A 16613-nucleotide genomic window follows, 5' to 3' on the forward strand; every position below is an offset into this window, starting at 1 on the left:
AAATAACCTCGAAATAGGTTATTCCAGATAATAAAAAACCGCAGTCTAGACTGCGGTTTTTTGTATTGGTATCTTATCTATGGCCAGCTTTTATTAAACCGCTTCTAATCGTGAGACTTCTTGAGTTGCGCCGTTTTGGTAGACATTGCGCAGCTCAGCCATCACGCTCTCGCGGGTGACGGTACCAATAAACTGGCCATTTTCTAGTACAGCCAGAGTGCGTGGCTTGCTCACTTTCAGCGCTTTAACGCGTTCTTCCAAGGGAAGAGCGGTAGTGCTGGTCGCAATACCCATCGCCGATACCGGGTAGAGCTGTTCTTTATCAATACACATGTATTCGACAATATCGACCAAGCGATCTGTGGCGTCTACAGCAACGACATCACGCTTCATTACATCGACCACTTTTGTTCCCGCAGCTGGCTGATAGTCTTGATACCACAGATCTTTCATCACATCGTACATTGATAGGAAACCGACGAGATGGCCATGCACATCGCAAACCGGCGCGCCAGAGAGGTTGTTTTCCAGCATCATATCGATAGCCTGTGGGAGCTGGGTGTCGGCTGATAGTGTGATCGGCTGTGTATTGGTAACGTCTTGGACAGTAAGGTGCAACAACATATCTGATTCCTTGGCTGATTCGAGTTCCACGCTTTGGGTGATAGAGTGGATGTTCGCTGCCTTTAGTTCAGGACGGCGGAAAATACACCAGTTGGCGAGGCCAACTAATACTGCACCACCGACAATGTTACCCAGCGTAACGGGCAGCAAGTTAGCCATGAGGAAGGTAGGGATATTTAGATCACTGTACTGCTCTGGGCTGGCAGAGACCATTTGCCAAAATTGTTCAGGTGCAAAGTTCTGGATGGTGATGCCCAGCGGTACCATAAACATGTTTGCCACCGAGTGCTCGAAGCCGCTTGAGACGAACATAGAAACCGGTAGCACCATGATCATGGCTTTGCTTAGGGCATTGGCTGAGCTGAAGGTCATCCAAATGGCCAAACAAACCAGAAGGTTACACAATACGCCCAAAGAGAATGCCTGTACTGGGGTGTGGTGAAGTTTATGCTGGGCGATATTGAGGGCATTTAAACCCCACTGACCGTTGTTGAGCATGAACATGCCGGCTGCGCTAATTAGCAATAGCATGAACATGGCACCAATAAAGTTGCCAATATACACCTTGGCCCATAATGAGAGCATCTTTTTAAGGCTGATCTGGCGGTTAGCCCAAGAAATACTGGAAAGCACTGAGCTAGTAAATAGCTCACCACCACATAGGACGATCAATATCAGACCCATGCTGAAAACCATACCACCAACTAAGCGGCTGAGTCCCCATCCGGTTGTCGCGCTACCTGTCGTAACCGTGATGTAAAATACGAAAGCGAGGCCGATAAAAGCCCCCGCCATAATAGCCAGGCCCAGCGTCATACTGCTGGTTTTTTTAGCCTTGCTTAGCGCGAACTTTTCCGCTTCCGCCATCATTTCCTTCGGCGAAAACAGCTGATTATTGCTGGAATCTACGTTACTCATGCTTACCCCAAGTGTTACTTATCCCTTCCTTCGGCGTTAGCCGTTACAAGCTTGAACTTCCTTATCAAGCCATATGCCCAAGTCATAGGCGATGCAATGATAAGAAAAATTGATTGCAATATAAAGCTCAATCATATTTTCTTATATGAAATATATGATTACATTTTCGTATGTTGCGACATAACTAGAAATGGTGGGTGTGCAACATGGCGCAATTCAGGTATGAAGAGGGGTGTCGATCTCCGTTGCTATCTCTACTTGCTTTTGCTCTGCTTTTTAACACATACAAAGTAATCAAAAATTGAAATTGCTCACCAATAAATCTGTTATTAAATGTTTCTGATGTGATGTGATGGTGTGTGGGGACGGGTTTATGCTTTCAATTGGGCTTGTTACCACCCTGGCAATGTCGCAGGGTGCAATCTAAAAGTGGGCCTTTGGGGCGTCCTCATTTCTTCGGTTCTCTAATCTTTAACCCACTCCTTGTTTAGCACGGTTAAATGCCGTTTAAGTCATTAAGACATTCCGTTTTTTTGTCGACTTATATTGATATCAACTTCAACTTTATTGAGCGGAATAAAGATATTTCCGCAGGCGGAAATAAAACTTCCGCTTATTTATAAAGAATGAAATTACATATTTATTCGTTTGGCTAAATAGATTTAAAAATAATCAAACCCGGTCATAAATAGCATTATTTTACTTAATTTAAAGTTGGAATGATTCTTGCTATAAGGTTTCTGCTTTAGATGTTTTTTAGTGAAATTAGCGACTTCTGGCTGAGTGAGGAGAAACGCAATGTCAATGATGGACCCTGCTTCAATGGCGATGCAAATGGTGATGATCCAGCGTCAGCCATTTGATATCCAATATGCTAACCAGCAGAAAACGTATCAGTCGCAATTAGATGCGTGGAAAGATATCGATTCGGCTTTCAGTAGCTTTTCATCAGCGTTAGAACGTATGAACAAGGCAGATAATAGCTTTGTTAAAAATAGCGCGACGACAAGTGAAGATGGTTATATCGATGCTTCGGCGAGTAATTTTGCCCGTAATGGCAGTTACGATTTGTTCGTTAAGCAATTGGCTACCGCTCAACAAGAAGCCTTCACCTTAAAAGGGGAAGATTTGCCTACTGACGGCGTGATCACTATTGAAGTGCCTGGTGGTGAAGCTATTGAAGTCGATTTTTCGACCTTCAACCCTGATGGTGACAAAGATATCCATGATTTGGCTGACTACATCAACGAGTTTGATGAAGGAGTCTCAGCCTCTGTAGTGCGCTCCGGTGATGATGTTAGCCTTGTTCTGAGTAGCACTGAAACCGGTGAAGAGAATGCATTCAAGGTGTCATTTGATCAGGGTATGGGTGATTACTTTGAGCCGCCACAAGTTCTGAGTAAGGCACAAGATGCCATTGTGATGATGGGGGGGGAAGATGGCCTTGAGATCCGTGATAGCTCAAACACTATCGATGGTGCTATTTACGGGGTAACTCTTGAACTAACCAAAGCGCATGAGCCGGGCGATAAGCCGCTAACCCTTGTTGTTGGTAGTGATGAGTCAGCATCGAAAGAGGCGGTTCAGGAATTCGTCGATGCTTACAATGATCTGGTCAAGACTGTTCTTAAGCACACCATGACTGACTACCAGCTCGAACAAGATGAAGACGACAGCAGTAGTGATGATGATGGCGATGACGATGACAGCAGTGACAACAGTATTACTATCACGGAAGCGGGAGCATTAGCCAGTGATTCAACCGCCCGTGGCCTCAAAAATATGCTCAATAACGTTACGCGTGGCCAGTTTGATGAAGGCACGTTGTACAGTATTGGAATAGAAGCCAATCGTGACGGTACATTGAAAATTGATAGTGCTCGCTTTGAAAAGGCGCTCACTGAAACCCCTGAAAAAATCGATGCTATTTTCTTGGGTGAGAACGGTGCACTGACGGCATTGGAAAAGGCTATTGAGCCTTACACCGGATCGTCTAACTCAGGCAGTAACTTGCTGAAAAGCCGTCAAGATACCCTGCAAGGCAATATTGACCGAGTTGACGATAAAAAAGAGCAACTCGATAACCGCATGGAAAAAACCTACAACCGCTATTTGCGTCAATACACCGCAATGCAGCAAACCATGATGCAGATGGAATCGACCGGTTCCATGTTTATGTTTTAGAGGAACAACAAATGTTAATGGATGACTCTGGCTTCGAGGCGTACCAGCAAGTTGATGTAGAAGCACAAGCAGCGGCAGCGAGCCCTTATCAGTTGGTACTGATGTTGGTTGACGGTTTTATGGATAACTTAACCCGCGCCGAAGGCCATATGGCGGCTAGCCGCCTGAAGGAAAAAGGGGAATCTATCGGTAAGTGTATCGACATTATCGGTGGCCTGAATAGTGCGTTGGATATGCGCCAAGGTGGCGAACTGGCTCAGCAGATGAACCAGCTTTACGATTTTTGCAGCATGAAATTGTTTGAAGCCAGCGTCCATAACGATGCGGAGAAATTGGCGGAAGTACGTTCAGTGATGGGGAATATTCAAGAGGGCTGGCATAACTTCGGGGTAACCCATGAAAGTTAACACGACCCAGATAAGACAACTCACTGTGCAGCTTAACCAGAGCTACAAGCGCAAAGAGTGGCAGATGGTGCGCAAGATCGACAAAGAAATTTACAGCATGCTTGCTGACTTAAAAGCCCAGCCAGCCGTTGCCGAATCACTGCGCCGCGACATCCTTCAGCTTAAAAAGGTGCATTTAGCCGCCATGACGGCGTGCGAAATGGAAAAAGAGCACCTTGGACAGATGTTGGCAAAGTTCCAGAATCAGCGTGAAGGGGTATCGGAATACCAGCAGGTCGAGATGGCTGGAGGCTTTATTCGATGAGCCAGATTTCGATGTCACTGCCACAAGGGAATGCGCAAGCCACAACGGCACGTCCATCACAGGTACAAACCGGTGACGGTGGTTCTTGGTTTGACAGTTTTGCAACATTGCTTGGTCTAGATACTGGGGCTGAACTGGCCACGGCTGAGGTGTCCGGCGAGTCGGAGAATAACCCATATTGGTTCGATCTCTATGAGCAGCTTAAAGGGCTGGCAGAGGGTGAAGATTGGGTGTTCAGCAGCGCCAATCCGTTTATGGAACAGTTGCCGCCGGAAGGGCAGTTCCGCCTGATCAATATTACCAATGAACTCAGTAGCGATGTTCGTGAGCAATTGCTAGGCATGATGCGCAGTGCTGACGGCCTGCAAAGTGTATCGGTACAGTTGGGGCAGACACAGCCTGGGATCCCACATTACCTAGCTGCCAATGGCAGTGCCCAGGGCGAGTCTTTGTCGTTTGACCAAGCGATTGAGCGGGTGATTTCCAATGCGATGACGCCAGTCAGGCAGGAAACCACCAATCCTGTGTTACTTCAACAACTCGCGCAAGCAAGCAGTTTTACAACCTTATCGTTGCAAGACTCGCCTAATGTCGCGTCACTCCCAGCAGATGTGCAACCCAACCAAGTGACGGCTTCTCGTGCTGAATGGGCGCCAGTCAAAATGGCGGAAAACCAGCAGCAATGGGGGCAGCAACTGGTGTCAGTACTTAAAGATCGGGTGCAAATGCATCTTAACCAAGATGTCCAGCATGCTCGTATCCGCCTCGACCCCCCTCATCTTGGTAGCTTAGAGCTGTCGGTCAAGGTGGACAACAACAAGATTCAGGTACATATCGCTGCCACAGACCCTGCATTACGCGAGGCCGCGCAGCAGGGCGCCGAGCGTTTGCGCGCCGAGCTTGAAGGCAAGCAGCTCGCGGGCGCGATGGTCGATGTTGATGTGAGCGATCAATCACAGCAGCAAGCGTTTGAACAACAGGAAGATATGTCTTTGGCAATTCAGCCCGTGGTTGAAGAATCTGACTGGCATGAATCAACCGATCTCTTATTAAAGACGGATCAATATCGTCTCACTCGTATGGTGTAAGGAAAATAATAATGGCTAGAACAAACGTAATGAGCACGAAAGTTATTCTGGCGGCACTTGCTGCCTCGGTGCTGATTGCCCTCTCATCGATTGCAACGTACGCGTTTATCGTCAATGACAGCTCGGCAGAGTTCAGTATTTTTGCCCGAAAGGACGCGGATAGCCGTGCTCATTTCATGAACCTCGATAAGTTTGTCATCACCATTGATGGCGAAGAGCGTACTCACTATCTGATGCTGGAATTGGCGCTGAAGACGAACTCGGCAAAGGCGCATGATCAGCTGGTTGAGTTCAAGCCGCTGGCGCGTAATGTACTGCTGAAAATGTTTAGCCAAAGTACCTTCGAAGAGTTGCGCCAAATGAATGAAATCGATCGGTTGCAAACAGAGGTACTGGGGCAGCTTCGCCAGGCAATGGCAGTAAATGGATATGCCTACCAGATTGAAGAAGCGTTGTTTACCAAGCTCGTGCTGCAGTAAAGGAAGGGAATCATGTTAGAAGCACAGCAATTACCGTTTGAGGATGAGTATACCCAGTGGCAAACGAAGCCCTCACAGAATAATGAAGAGCAGGTCTTGCGCCAGCACTTGAAGTTGGTGAAGCGTATTGTTCAACAGCTTCATCACCATGCATCGGGCTGTATGGGGCTGGATGATATGGAGCAAATTGGTTTGCTTGGCTTGCTTGAAGCAACTCGCCGTTATGGTGAAATGGATGAGAATTTCCGCTTTTTTGCTGCTCGCCGTGTCCGCGGAGCCATTTTAGATGAGTTACGTCGTCGTGACTGGCGCCCGCGTCAGCTGCGCCAACAAGTCCATGAACTTAATAAAATATCTAAGCTGTTGACCAAGCAGTTGAAGCGCCATCCGAGCGAACATGAATTGGCGAAAGCAATGAAAATAAGCTTGGAAGAATGCCACCGCCTGCTTTACGCCGCTCAGGCGGAGGAGCTGTATAGCTTAGAGCAGCTATTTGAATCAGACAGCTCCAGTGTCGATTTTGGTCAGAGTGACAGTAATCTTCAGCACTTGATCAACGATGATCTGCTTAAGCATGTGTTGTCTCAATTGCCCAAGCGTGAACAGCTCATCTTGGACTTTTACTACCAGAAGGAGCTTAGCTTGAAGGAAATCGCCATTGTGGTTGGCCTTAGCGAAGCGAGGATCTGCCAGCTTCATAAGCAGGCCATTAAACAAATGAACGCCATGATTAAGAGCGTGATGTAGGAGAAAGGTTATGCAAAAAATTATTGGTATCTTAATCATTATTATCTGTGTGTTCGGTGGCTTTGTGTTTGCGGGGGGATACCTCGGTACCATGTGGCAACCCGCTGAACTGATGATCATTTTGGGCGCCGGTGCCGGTGCTTTGGCTATCGGTAACCCGCACCATGTGATCGTTGAAATGTGGCACCAGACCCGTGGCATCATGACCAAGCGCGATGAGCGCAAACTTTATCGCGAGCTACTTTCACTGATGTATCACCTGCTGGAGCAGGTGCGTCAAAACGGTATGCGGGTGCTTGATGAACATATTGAAGAGCCGCACCAGAGCAGTTTGTTCCTGATCTACCCGGAAGTATTGGAGTATCCGAAGCTGGTTACTTTTATAACCGATAACTTCCGCTTGATGGCGATGGGTAAAATTACCGCTCATGAGCTGGAAAGCATGCTGGAGCTAGAACTCGAAGCTATCGAAGAAGATCTGATGGAACCGTCGCACTCTATGCATCGGGTCGCAGAGGCGATGCCCGGTTTTGGTATTTTGGCGGCAGTGATGGGGATTGTGATCACCATGACCAATATCGATGGGGATATGGCACAAATCGGGATCAGCGTCGCCCATGCTTTGGTGGGTACCTTCCTCGGTATTTTCTTCTGTTACTGTGTGTTTGACCCGATTAGTACTGCCATGGCCAATCAGGTAAAGCGTGAGCTGTCTGCATTTGAGTGTGTAAAAGCCATGATGGTGAGTTACACCGCCGGTAAACCAACGTTGGTTGCTGCGGACTCGGGCCGTAAGTTGATGTTACTCGATGTGAAACCGACCTTTGCCGAGATGGAAGGCTGGGTAACGCAGCAGGTATTCCAATGATGAAGGGCAATACTGCAGATACAGTTATCATAAAAAAGCGCCGTAGCCGTGGTCATGCGGCTCGCCATGGCGGGGCGTGGAAAGTCGCCTTTGCCGATTTCACCTTGGCGATGATGGCATTTTTTATGGTGATGTGGGTGTTGCAGGTGACCACTGAAGATGAAAAGCAGCGCATTGTTGGTCGCCTCAGTGGCCAGCAGCAGTTGCTGGCGCATGATGGCTTGTTTGTGGAGAACAGTCCGTTTGCGGTTGATTTTGGTGGAAAGGCATTGCCAGGCTTGCAGAGCCAGCAACCGAGTAATCCGCAGAATCTGGGTAACTCACTGACTATTAATGTGGTTGATGGCGATGGTGATAATTTTGGTGGGCTGGGAGAAGACGGGCCTTCACTTGTCCCTGGGCGCTATGAAAGCCATGAGCAGATGGTTGTACTGGGCGAGTATTTGAAAGACGTCAGTGAATTTCTTTCTGCCAGCAATCAACTCTCGGTGGAGGTAGTACCGCAAGGGCTTCGGGTACTGGTCAATGACGACAATGAAAAGCCGATGTTCAAACTTGGTGGAGCAGAGCTCACGCCGTTTTTTGAGGATTTGCTGCTGGCGATTGCACCAACGTTTGCCACCATTGAAAACCCGATTATGATTTCTGGCCATGCGGATGCCAGTGGTTTTAGCCGTCGTTCAAGAGGTAATAACTGGGCTTTGTCTGGTGATCGCGCACAAAAAGCGAGGGAAGTGCTGGAGTATGGTGGTATGCCCAGCGAGCGGGTTGCTCAGGTAACGGCAATGTCCGATACTATGCTGCTTGATGAAGACGCCCCCTATAGCCATTTGAACCGCCGTATCGAGATCTTAGTGTTAACCTCGGATACTGAAGAGCAGTTACAGCTGCTGTTTGGCCGAGACAGTGGTGACTCTTCACTGGAAGCGGCTAAGCAAGCCGCGTATGCCAACCAGCCAGTGAGCTGACCTCTCAATCAGGTTCCAACGTCAGCGTGCTAGGTGACGATAAAAGCCTGCCCATAATATTCTATGGGCAGGCTTTTTTTATAGATGTGACCTGTTTTAAGTAAGGTTGTTGAGTGCCCTTGGATACGATACATAGACTGATGAGTTTGCTGAGGTGTTATGTCACTTAAAAAGAAAGGGGGCTGATATGAAATCAGCCCCCTCTATGTTTCATTGAGTCCGTTAAGCTAAACTCGCCAGATTCATAGACCCATGTTAAATCATTAAGGTCGAAGAAATAACGCCAATCAAGCCTGCACTTGCTAGAACCGTCACTGCTTTTTCTGCCATTTTACCGTTGCTTTCAGCAGCTTTGCCGAACATAGCGAAGACAAATGGGTGTACCAGGAAGGTCATTGCAAAAGTAAAGGTGATAAGGCTTGCCGCTGTCGCGCCAAACATACCTTCTTGTACTGCGGCAAACAGACCGAAGTGAGAAAGACCGGAAGCTGCAGACATCGATGCATGCTCAAGTGACATACCGGCTACGCTTAGGATAGTGAAGCTTCCGAAGACAGCCATGATCTGCCAGCCAAGGGAAAATAGCATTAGACCTTTCACTTCTGTCTTTTCACAGCCGTTAGCCGAACGCAGGTTTTTCAGTGAAAGGATAACAAACGCTGCGCCAGCTAGAATCAGGGGTAACGTCCAGCCAACCATTAGTGCTCCGCGCTCTGCACTTGCAGCCAAAATCGTAAATACGAAGATGTGACCGGCAAACGGAATGTTGATCATAATCGGAGCACGAGAAGCCGCTGTGCGACCGAAATCACCGGCAGTACATGCGCCAGTTAGGCCTGAGTGAGACAAGCCACCTGCCAAACCAGGTGCTAGGTTACGTAGATGGTTTGATTTACCGACGAAGATTAGCAGTGCAAGGCCACCGAACATCCAGAAAATCTGACCAGAGAAACCGTATACGATAACACTCTGTAGACCCGGGATACCGAAGGCTTCAACCATGTGAGAACCACCAACCAGGAAGCTACCAGATAACACCAGTGGGATACCCGCGAATAGCAGAGCATTCATTGTTGGGCCATGCTTCCATCTTGGTAGCGCTGCACCCAAGCCTGAAGATAGGATCATCGCAAAGAAGATCTGCGGTAGGCCGATAATTGACGATATCGCAGTGGAAAGCATTAGTGAGAAATTCAAGACGACAATGATCGCAATAACTTCAAATAGACCTTTACGGATGTATTGTGCCTTGTTTGAAATCACGGCTTTGCGGTCAACGAGAATAAACGCCAGCGCCAAGCAGATGTAAGAGAGGAGTAGGAATGACTCACCCATGGCGAAGTCTGAGGTGCGATCCGAAATTAGCGCATCAGCAGTCTGGATCCCGATGAGCAATAGGAATGCACGGATAATATACGTTAATTGCGTACTGCTTGTTCCCAATACCACTTCCTGGGCGGAAGGGGCAAAGAAGTCACACTTTTCATCAAAGTCCTGTTTAGACAGTAGGCGTCTAATTTCCTGTCCACCGACGAAGAATGAGGCGATCAATGCAATTACGGTTGTCTGGCCAATCAGTGCAACAACAGGGAATTGTTCTAATCCCGGTGTCGCCATGCCGCTGTGTACCAATAGTGAGCCTAAAGCAAGGCCAAATACAACGATAACCAACAACGATGAATACTTAGTACCTGCAACGAGGGTACGGGCAACCAATACCATAATTGTTAAAGCGGCTATCGCGATAACAAAATGGTTAAAAGCAAAAAGATGGGAAACTTGTTCCATTTTAACTCCAAAAACTCTTACGATCTGCTCACAGGCGTGCCTCATGTATTCGAAACATGAAGTTCCAATATTAGGCTAGCTGTGAGCGAGTGATTTATTCGTTACTGATTAGGTAACAACCTGTGGGGCAACATTTTTAGCAGCAGGTGCTGATGTTGTCGTATCATTGAATAGGGCGCGAAGGGCTTTCAACACTTCCTGGCGGGATACAACACCGACATATTTACCGTTTTCTAGAACCGGTAGAATTTGTGGTTTGTTAACTTTGATAGATTTAGCTCGCTCTTCAAGCGATAAGGTTGTCATTTGCGTCGCATAGCCCATAGCGGTTGTTGGGTATAGCTGCTCTTTGTCTAGAGCTAAAAACTCCAGAGCGTCTGTCAGGCGGTCTTCGATATCCATGGTAACCAAGTCGGTCTTCATGAGGTTGCCTACTGTTACATCCTCATCGGGTAGGTAGTCTTGGCACCACATTTCGATCATGATGTCGTGAGCAGATAGGAAACCAACTAGGTTGTTATCTACATCACAAACGGGTGCACCGTTAATGTGGTTTTTTGACAATACATCGATAGCCGAAGGCAGACTGGTTTCTACACTCAACGTTGGGGCTTGCGTATTTACAATGTCTCTCACTGTAAGTAATGCGCTCATAACAATCTCCTAAATTCAAAATCAACACTGTTGCAGTAACTCGTCAGAGTCATTGAAAAATGGCTCATTAAGTTGTTGACGGGAATGTTACTCAGCACAGGCGCATTAGTAAAATTGATTTTATTTAGGTTGTCATTCAGTTTTACTGATACTTTGTTTAAAAATATTTCAGAAGATTTCTTCTCAAAACGTCATCAATTTAGATGATAGGGCTGATTGGAGCGCTGGGTTTGTGGGTTTATTAAACAGTGGCTTAATTAAATGAAGTCGCTAGGACTAGGATGAAATGCATCAATATTATTGATAATGGGCTGTTAGTCTAATAAGTTTATCTTATTTAGGGTTTTATGCTTAATTGAGACAGAGAACAAACAAAGCCTGACAATAGGTATTTGCTTACAGATTATCGAGTATTTCCTGCTATATAGCCACTGATGTGCATACGGCATACATTACCCGGCCGTTAAAAGTTGATACAATATTGATTGAGTTTATCCAGCAATCAGATTTATTGATTGGCAAAAATACTCAAGCGTTAGGTATATATACAAACCATTTGGGTATATATGTTACTTTACTGGCGCTGAGCCTATCCGTTGTAAATCTAGGAGTAAAAGTGCGTTATTCGTTGAAACAGTTATCAGTGTTTGATGCGGTTGCTGAATTGGGCAGTGTGAGCCAAGCTGCTGAAAGGTTGGGGGTTACCCAGTCTGCTGCAAGTATGTCTCTTAGCCAATTAGAAAAACTGCTAGGACGCGATCTTTTCATACGCCAAGGAAAAGATATGCGCTTGAGCCATTGGGGCAACTGGTTGCGGCCAAAGGCGCGGCGTTTATTGCAAGATGCCGAGCAGATTGAAGCGGGCTTTTACGATCAACACCTTTTCAGCGGCAGTATTACTATTGGTGCTAGCCAAACACCGGCAGAACACTTGGTCCCTGAGCTTATCAGTATTCTTGATACTGACTTTCCAGAAGTCAGAACGGGAGTGGACGTCAAAAGTAGCCAAGGTGTTATTGAGGGCGTGCTTAACTACAAATATGATATCGGTATTATCGAAGGCCGTTGTGATGATAACCGTACCCATCAAGAAGAGTGGTGTCGTGACCACCTCGTTATTGTCAGCGCCTCTCATCACCCTTTTGCTAAAAACTCTCGAGTCAGCCTGTCGCAGTTAGAGCAAGCGCAGTGGGTATTGCGTGAAGGTGGGGCCGGAACTCGTGCGATTTTTGAAAGTGCGATGGTACCGCTGATCCCAGATTTGGATGTGTGGCGTGAATATTCGCACGTACCGGTGATCCGCTCCATGGTATCCAATGGACATTATCTAACCTGTTTACCCTATTTGGATGTCGCGCCGTATATTGAGCGGGGTGAGCTCGCTGCCTTGAATGTACCAGAGCTAAAAATGGACCGGGCGATCTCGTTTATCTGGCGCAAGGAAATGGGAGAGCACCCGCTGCTGGAATGTATCAAGCGTGAAGGCCACAGAATGATGAAAAATCATAAACTAAAGTCTTCGTGAGGCTATGGCTCAGTCTTTCTAGTTAGGAAGAATCTTGTGGGTGGTGTAGCGTAAATTTATCAGTGATACCACCCTAGTAATAATGCGCCACCTGTTTCATTTTAACTGATGGCATATATCTAATTAACTAATAGGTCAGTAAGTTATATTCCGCGTTGGCCATTTGAGGCCGAAATAATCAGAGCTACTAGATCTTCAAAACAATGCCTTGTCTATAAGCTTATAAATTCTCGCTGAACCTGCATCTTGAAGTCGCTTGGGTATATTAATGTAATTTACTGATATTTATATTTTCCTTATTCACATCAGCCAGAGACAAAAAAGGAGAGCTTGTGCTCTCCTTTGTATTTGCAAATCAATTTTAGTAAATCACTTTTGCTTCTGTGTAGCTGCTGATGATTTCTTTGACTTTTTCCATCACTTCTTTTGATGGTGGCTTCACACCTGTCAGTTGGTAATCAAAGCCCATCGCTTCCCATTTGTGCTCACCGAGTTGGTGGTAAGGAAGAAGCTCAACTTTTTCGATGTTGTCCATATCTTTGATGAAGTCACCCAGTAGGTGAGCAGAGCGCTCATCATCAGTATATCCAGGTACAACAACATAACGGATCCAGGTTTTTTGGCCGCGCTGGTGCAGGTATCGAGCAAAGTCCAATACGCGCTTGTTCGGCACGCCAACAAGGTTTTGGTGGATACTGTCATCCATTTGCTTAAGGTCAAGCATCACTAAGTCAGAAGCGTCGAGCACTTCATCAACGACGTCAGTGTGTTTGCGGATATAACCGTTGGTATCTAGGCAGGTGTGAATACCTTCCGCTTGTGCAGCGCGGAAGAAATCACGTACAAACTCTGGCTGTAACATGGCTTCGCCACCGGAAGCCGTGACACCACCACCGGATGAACGCATGAAGAAGCGGTATGATTTAGCTTCATTGATCAGCTCTTCAACAGTGATTTCCTTGCCGTCATGGAGATCCCAGGTATCACGGTTGTGGCAATATTGGCAGCGCATAAGGCAGCCTTGCATGAACACGATGAAACGAATTCCGGGACCGTCGACAGTACCACAGGACTCAAAAGAGTGGATTCGACCTTTTACTGACATTACTTTGCTTCTCCGCTTGGGGGCGTGTTTTACCTGTTATTTTATTACAAAATAGGCATTCAAAATAGCGAAAAAGCACCTAAAAAGTAAGGATACTACCAGTTGTGTTACACAGCCGCCGTCGGTTGTTTGTCTTTCCAGCTGTGATGCCAATGATGTAATTGGGCTGCAGCCATAGGTCGGCCAATGAAATAGCCCTGTGCATAGTTGCATCCCATTTGATACAGGGTTTGCCATTGGTCGTGTTGCTCGATGCCTTCGGCGATGGTAGCCAATGATAATCTGCTGGCTAGGAGTAGGCTGGCTTCAATGATAGCTCTGGCGCTCTTGCTAGCGGGTAGTGCCTGAACAAACCCCATATCCAGCTTGAGTGACTCGAAAGGCAGTTGATCGAGTTGCTTCAATGAAGAATACCCCGTTCCGAAGTCATCGATAGTAAGGCTGTAGTCATCAAACATGGATATATGGGAGAGGAAGGTAAAAAGATCCAGGCGAAGGAGGGGAGTGATAACATCACTCTGATTGATTGGGATTATATAGAGGCAATAAAAAAGCCGATCTTTGCAGATCGGCTTTTCTTTTCATTGCTTATGACAGCAATGGCCTAAGGCTCTAAATTATAGAGACTCAGTGAAAGTACGAGCGATAACGTCTTTCTGCTGTTCAGCAGTTAGAGAGTTAAAGCGTACAGCGTAACCCGATACACGGATAGTTAGCTGTGGGTAGTTCTCTGGGTGCTTAACCGCGTCTTCTAGAGTTTCGCGGTTAAGAACGTTAACGTTCAGGTGCTGACCACCTTCAATGCCAGACTCGTGGTGGAAGTAACCATCCATAAGGCCTGCAAGGTTAGAACGCTGAGTATCCTGCTCTTTACCTAGTGCGTTAGGTACGATAGAGAAGGTGTAAGAGATACCGTCTTTCGCATCAGCAAATGGTAGTTTACCTACTGAAGTTAGAGACGCTACAGCACCTTTCTCATCACGACCGTGCATTGGGTTTGCACCTGGTGCGAATGGAGCACCTGCTTGACGACCGTCAGGCGTGTTACCAGTCTTCTTACCGTATACCACGTTTGAAGTGATAGTCAGGATAGACTGAGTAGGAACCGCATCACGGTAAGTCTTAAGCTTACGGATCTTGTTCATGAAGCTAGAAACAAGTTCACAAGCGATGTCATCAACGCGAGAGTCGTTGTTACCGAACTTAGGATAGTCGCCTTCGATAGCGAAGTCGATTGCGATACCGTCTTCGTCACGTACAGGCTTAACTTTAGCGAACTTGATAGCAGCTAGTGAGTCAGCAGCAACAGATAGACCAGCGATACCACAAGCCATTGTACGCTTAACGTCACGATCGTGTAGAGCCATAAGCGCTGCTTCGTAGCTGTACTTGTCGTGTGAGTAGTGAATAGCGTTCAGTGCGGTCACGTACTGAGTTGCTAGCCAATCCATTAGGCTGTCAAGACCTGCGTATACTTTGTCGAAGTCTAGAACTTCGTCAAGCATTGGCTCTGCCTTAGGACCTACTTGGATTTTCAGTTTCTCATCCACACCACCGTTGATTACGTAAAGTAGTGTTTTAGCAAGGTTTGCACGTGCGCCGAAGAACTGCATGTGCTTACCGATAACCATTGGTGATACACAACAAGCGATAGCATAGTCATCGTTGTCGAAATCAGGACGCATTAGGTCATCATTTTCGTACTGGATAGAAGAAGTATCGATAGATACCTTCGCACAGAAACGCTTGAAGCCGTCAGGTAGCTGCTCAGACCATAGAACAGTGATGTTCGGCTCTGGAGAAGGACCCATAGTGTATAGCGTGTTTAGGAAACGGAAGTTAGTACGCGATACTAGCGTACGACCATCAACACCCATACCGCCCATTGATTCTGTTGCCCAGATTGGGTCACCAGAGAATAGCTCATCGTACTCAGGAGTACGTAGGAAGCGAACCATACGTAGTTTCATTACGAAGTGGTCGATCATTTCCTGAGCTTGAACCTCAGTGATCTTACCTGCCGCGATATCACGTTCGATGTAGATATCTAGGAAAGTAGACGTACGGCCTAGAGACATTGCCGCGCCGTTCTGAGATTTAACTGCTGCTAGGTAGCCGAAGTATAGCCACTGGACAGCTTCTTGTGCGTTCGTTGCAGGCTCAGAGATGTCACAGCCGTATTTAGCTGCCATTTCTTTCATTTGACCTAGTGCACGGTGCTGCTCTTGAATCTCTTCACGAAGCTGCATAGTCATCTGTAGGTCATCGCCCTTCTCTAGCTTCTCTTGTAGAGAATGGAATTGAGCAACTTTTTCCTTGATTAGGAAGTCGATTCCGTAAAGAGCAACACGACGGTAGTCACCGATGATACGACCACGGCCGTATGCATCAGGAAGACCAGTTAGAACACCAGACTTACGACACTTAAGGATGTCTGGAGAGTAAACGTCGAAAACGCCTTGGTTGTGCGTTTTACGGTACTCAGAGAAGATCTTAGATACTTGTGGGTCAAGAGTACGGCCGTACGCTTTACAAGAACCTTCGATCATGCGCACGCCGCCGTTAGGCATGATTGCACGCTTAAGAGGCGCTTCAGTCTGAAGACCAACGATAGTCTCTAGATCTTTGTTGATGTAACCTGCGTCGTGAGCAGTGATGGTAGAGACAAGAGAAGTATCAAAATCAACAGGAGCGTGAGTGCTGTTTTCCTGCTTGATACCTTCCATTACCTGATCCCAAAGCTTGTTAGTTGCTTCAGTACCTTCAGTAACTAGGAAAGACTCATCACCCTCATATGGAGTGTAGTTTTTCTGGATAAAGTCGCGAACGTTAACGTCGTTCTGCCATTCGCCTGCAGCGAACCCTTCCCAAGCTTTAGCAAATTGCTCTGCCATGACATACCTACCTTTTTAGTAGAAAAAACACGTACTGCGGTGACTGTTGAGCCAGCCTCA

General features: G+C 46.8%; 15 protein-coding genes. 9 read left to right on the top strand and 6 right to left on the bottom strand.

The window, feature by feature from the left end; translation table 11 throughout:
• Window positions 1-93: 93 nt before the first annotated feature.
• Entirely contained in the window at window positions 94-1542 is a 1449-nt protein-coding gene (focA, locus tag ACVA58_RS21875; protein WP_446512476.1) for a formate transporter FocA, read from the bottom strand.
• Window positions 1543-2340: 798 nt separating this feature from the next.
• Here focA and fliD point away from each other — a divergent pair.
• Genes fliD through ACVA58_RS21915 form a run of 8 tightly spaced genes read left to right on the top strand, consistent with a single transcriptional unit; the run spans window position 2341 to window position 8587 of the window.
• On the top strand, window positions 2341-3726 hold the full coding sequence (gene fliD / locus ACVA58_RS21880) for a flagellar filament capping protein FliD (protein ID WP_446512477.1): 1386 nt from the start codon (window positions 2341-2343) through the stop codon (window positions 3724-3726).
• Window positions 3727-3737: 11 nt separating this feature from the next.
• A complete protein-coding gene (fliS, locus tag ACVA58_RS21885; RefSeq protein ID WP_446512478.1) occupies window positions 3738-4133 on the top strand; it encodes a flagellar export chaperone FliS in 396 nt (131 codons plus the stop codon).
• On the top strand, window positions 4123-4437 hold the full coding sequence (locus ACVA58_RS21890) for a hypothetical protein (RefSeq protein WP_446512479.1): 315 nt from the start codon (window positions 4123-4125) through the stop codon (window positions 4435-4437). Before fliS ends, ACVA58_RS21890 begins: the two co-directional genes overlap by 11 nt.
• Window positions 4434-5525: a flagellar hook-length control protein FliK gene (locus tag ACVA58_RS21895; protein WP_446512480.1), complete on the top strand. Its 1092-nt coding sequence runs from the start codon at window positions 4434-4436 to the stop codon at window positions 5523-5525. Before ACVA58_RS21890 ends, ACVA58_RS21895 begins: the two co-directional genes overlap by 4 nt.
• Window positions 5526-5536: 11 nt before the next feature.
• Window positions 5537-6004: a flagellar basal body-associated FliL family protein gene (locus ACVA58_RS21900; protein ID WP_446512481.1), complete on the top strand. Its 468-nt coding sequence runs from the start codon at window positions 5537-5539 to the stop codon at window positions 6002-6004.
• Window positions 6005-6016: 12 nt separating this feature from the next.
• Window positions 6017-6751: an RNA polymerase sigma factor FliA gene (fliA, locus tag ACVA58_RS21905; protein WP_446512482.1), complete on the top strand. Its 735-nt coding sequence runs from the start codon at window positions 6017-6019 to the stop codon at window positions 6749-6751.
• 10 nt (window positions 6752-6761) lie between these two features.
• The gene (gene motA, locus ACVA58_RS21910; RefSeq protein ID WP_255041047.1) at window positions 6762-7619 is read left to right on the top strand and encodes a flagellar motor stator protein MotA; all 858 of its coding nucleotides are present in this window, start codon (window positions 6762-6764) and stop codon (window positions 7617-7619) included.
• Entirely contained in the window at window positions 7616-8587 is a 972-nt protein-coding gene (locus ACVA58_RS21915) for a flagellar motor protein MotB (protein ID WP_446512483.1), read from the top strand. The genes motA and ACVA58_RS21915 overlap by 4 nt, the downstream gene beginning before the upstream one ends.
• 255 nt (window positions 8588-8842) lie before the next feature.
• Here ACVA58_RS21915 and ACVA58_RS21920 read toward each other — a convergent pair whose 3' ends face one another.
• Both ACVA58_RS21920 and ACVA58_RS21925 read right to left on the bottom strand, forming a co-directional pair.
• Window positions 8843-10375 (bottom strand): hypothetical protein, encoded by a 1533-nt coding sequence (locus ACVA58_RS21920; RefSeq protein ID WP_446512484.1) that lies wholly within the window; start codon window positions 10373-10375, stop codon window positions 8843-8845.
• 108 nt (window positions 10376-10483) lie between these two features.
• On the bottom strand, window positions 10484-11029 hold the full coding sequence (locus ACVA58_RS21925; RefSeq protein WP_446512485.1) for a CBS domain-containing protein: 546 nt from the start codon (window positions 11027-11029) through the stop codon (window positions 10484-10486).
• Between the two features lie 616 nt (window positions 11030-11645).
• Here ACVA58_RS21925 and ACVA58_RS21930 point away from each other — a divergent pair.
• Window positions 11646-12554 (top strand): LysR substrate-binding domain-containing protein, encoded by a 909-nt coding sequence (locus tag ACVA58_RS21930; RefSeq protein WP_446512486.1) that lies wholly within the window; start codon window positions 11646-11648, stop codon window positions 12552-12554.
• Between the two features lie 361 nt (window positions 12555-12915).
• Here ACVA58_RS21930 and pflA read toward each other — a convergent pair whose 3' ends face one another.
• The 3 genes from pflA to pflB all read right to left on the bottom strand — a co-directional run bounded on the left by pflA (window position 12916) and on the right by pflB (window position 16553).
• On the bottom strand, window positions 12916-13659 hold the full coding sequence (gene pflA, locus ACVA58_RS21935) for a pyruvate formate lyase 1-activating protein (protein WP_446512487.1): 744 nt from the start codon (window positions 13657-13659) through the stop codon (window positions 12916-12918).
• A 107-nt stretch (window positions 13660-13766) separates the two neighbouring features.
• On the bottom strand, window positions 13767-14117 hold the full coding sequence (locus ACVA58_RS21940; protein WP_446512488.1) for an EAL domain-containing protein: 351 nt from the start codon (window positions 14115-14117) through the stop codon (window positions 13767-13769).
• A 159-nt stretch (window positions 14118-14276) separates the two neighbouring features.
• The gene (gene pflB, locus ACVA58_RS21945) at window positions 14277-16553 is read right to left on the bottom strand and encodes a formate C-acetyltransferase (RefSeq protein WP_446512489.1); all 2277 of its coding nucleotides are present in this window, start codon (window positions 16551-16553) and stop codon (window positions 14277-14279) included.
• Window positions 16554-16613 lie beyond the last annotated feature (60 nt).

Source organism: Photobacterium sp. DNB22_13_2 (assembly GCF_052873915.1).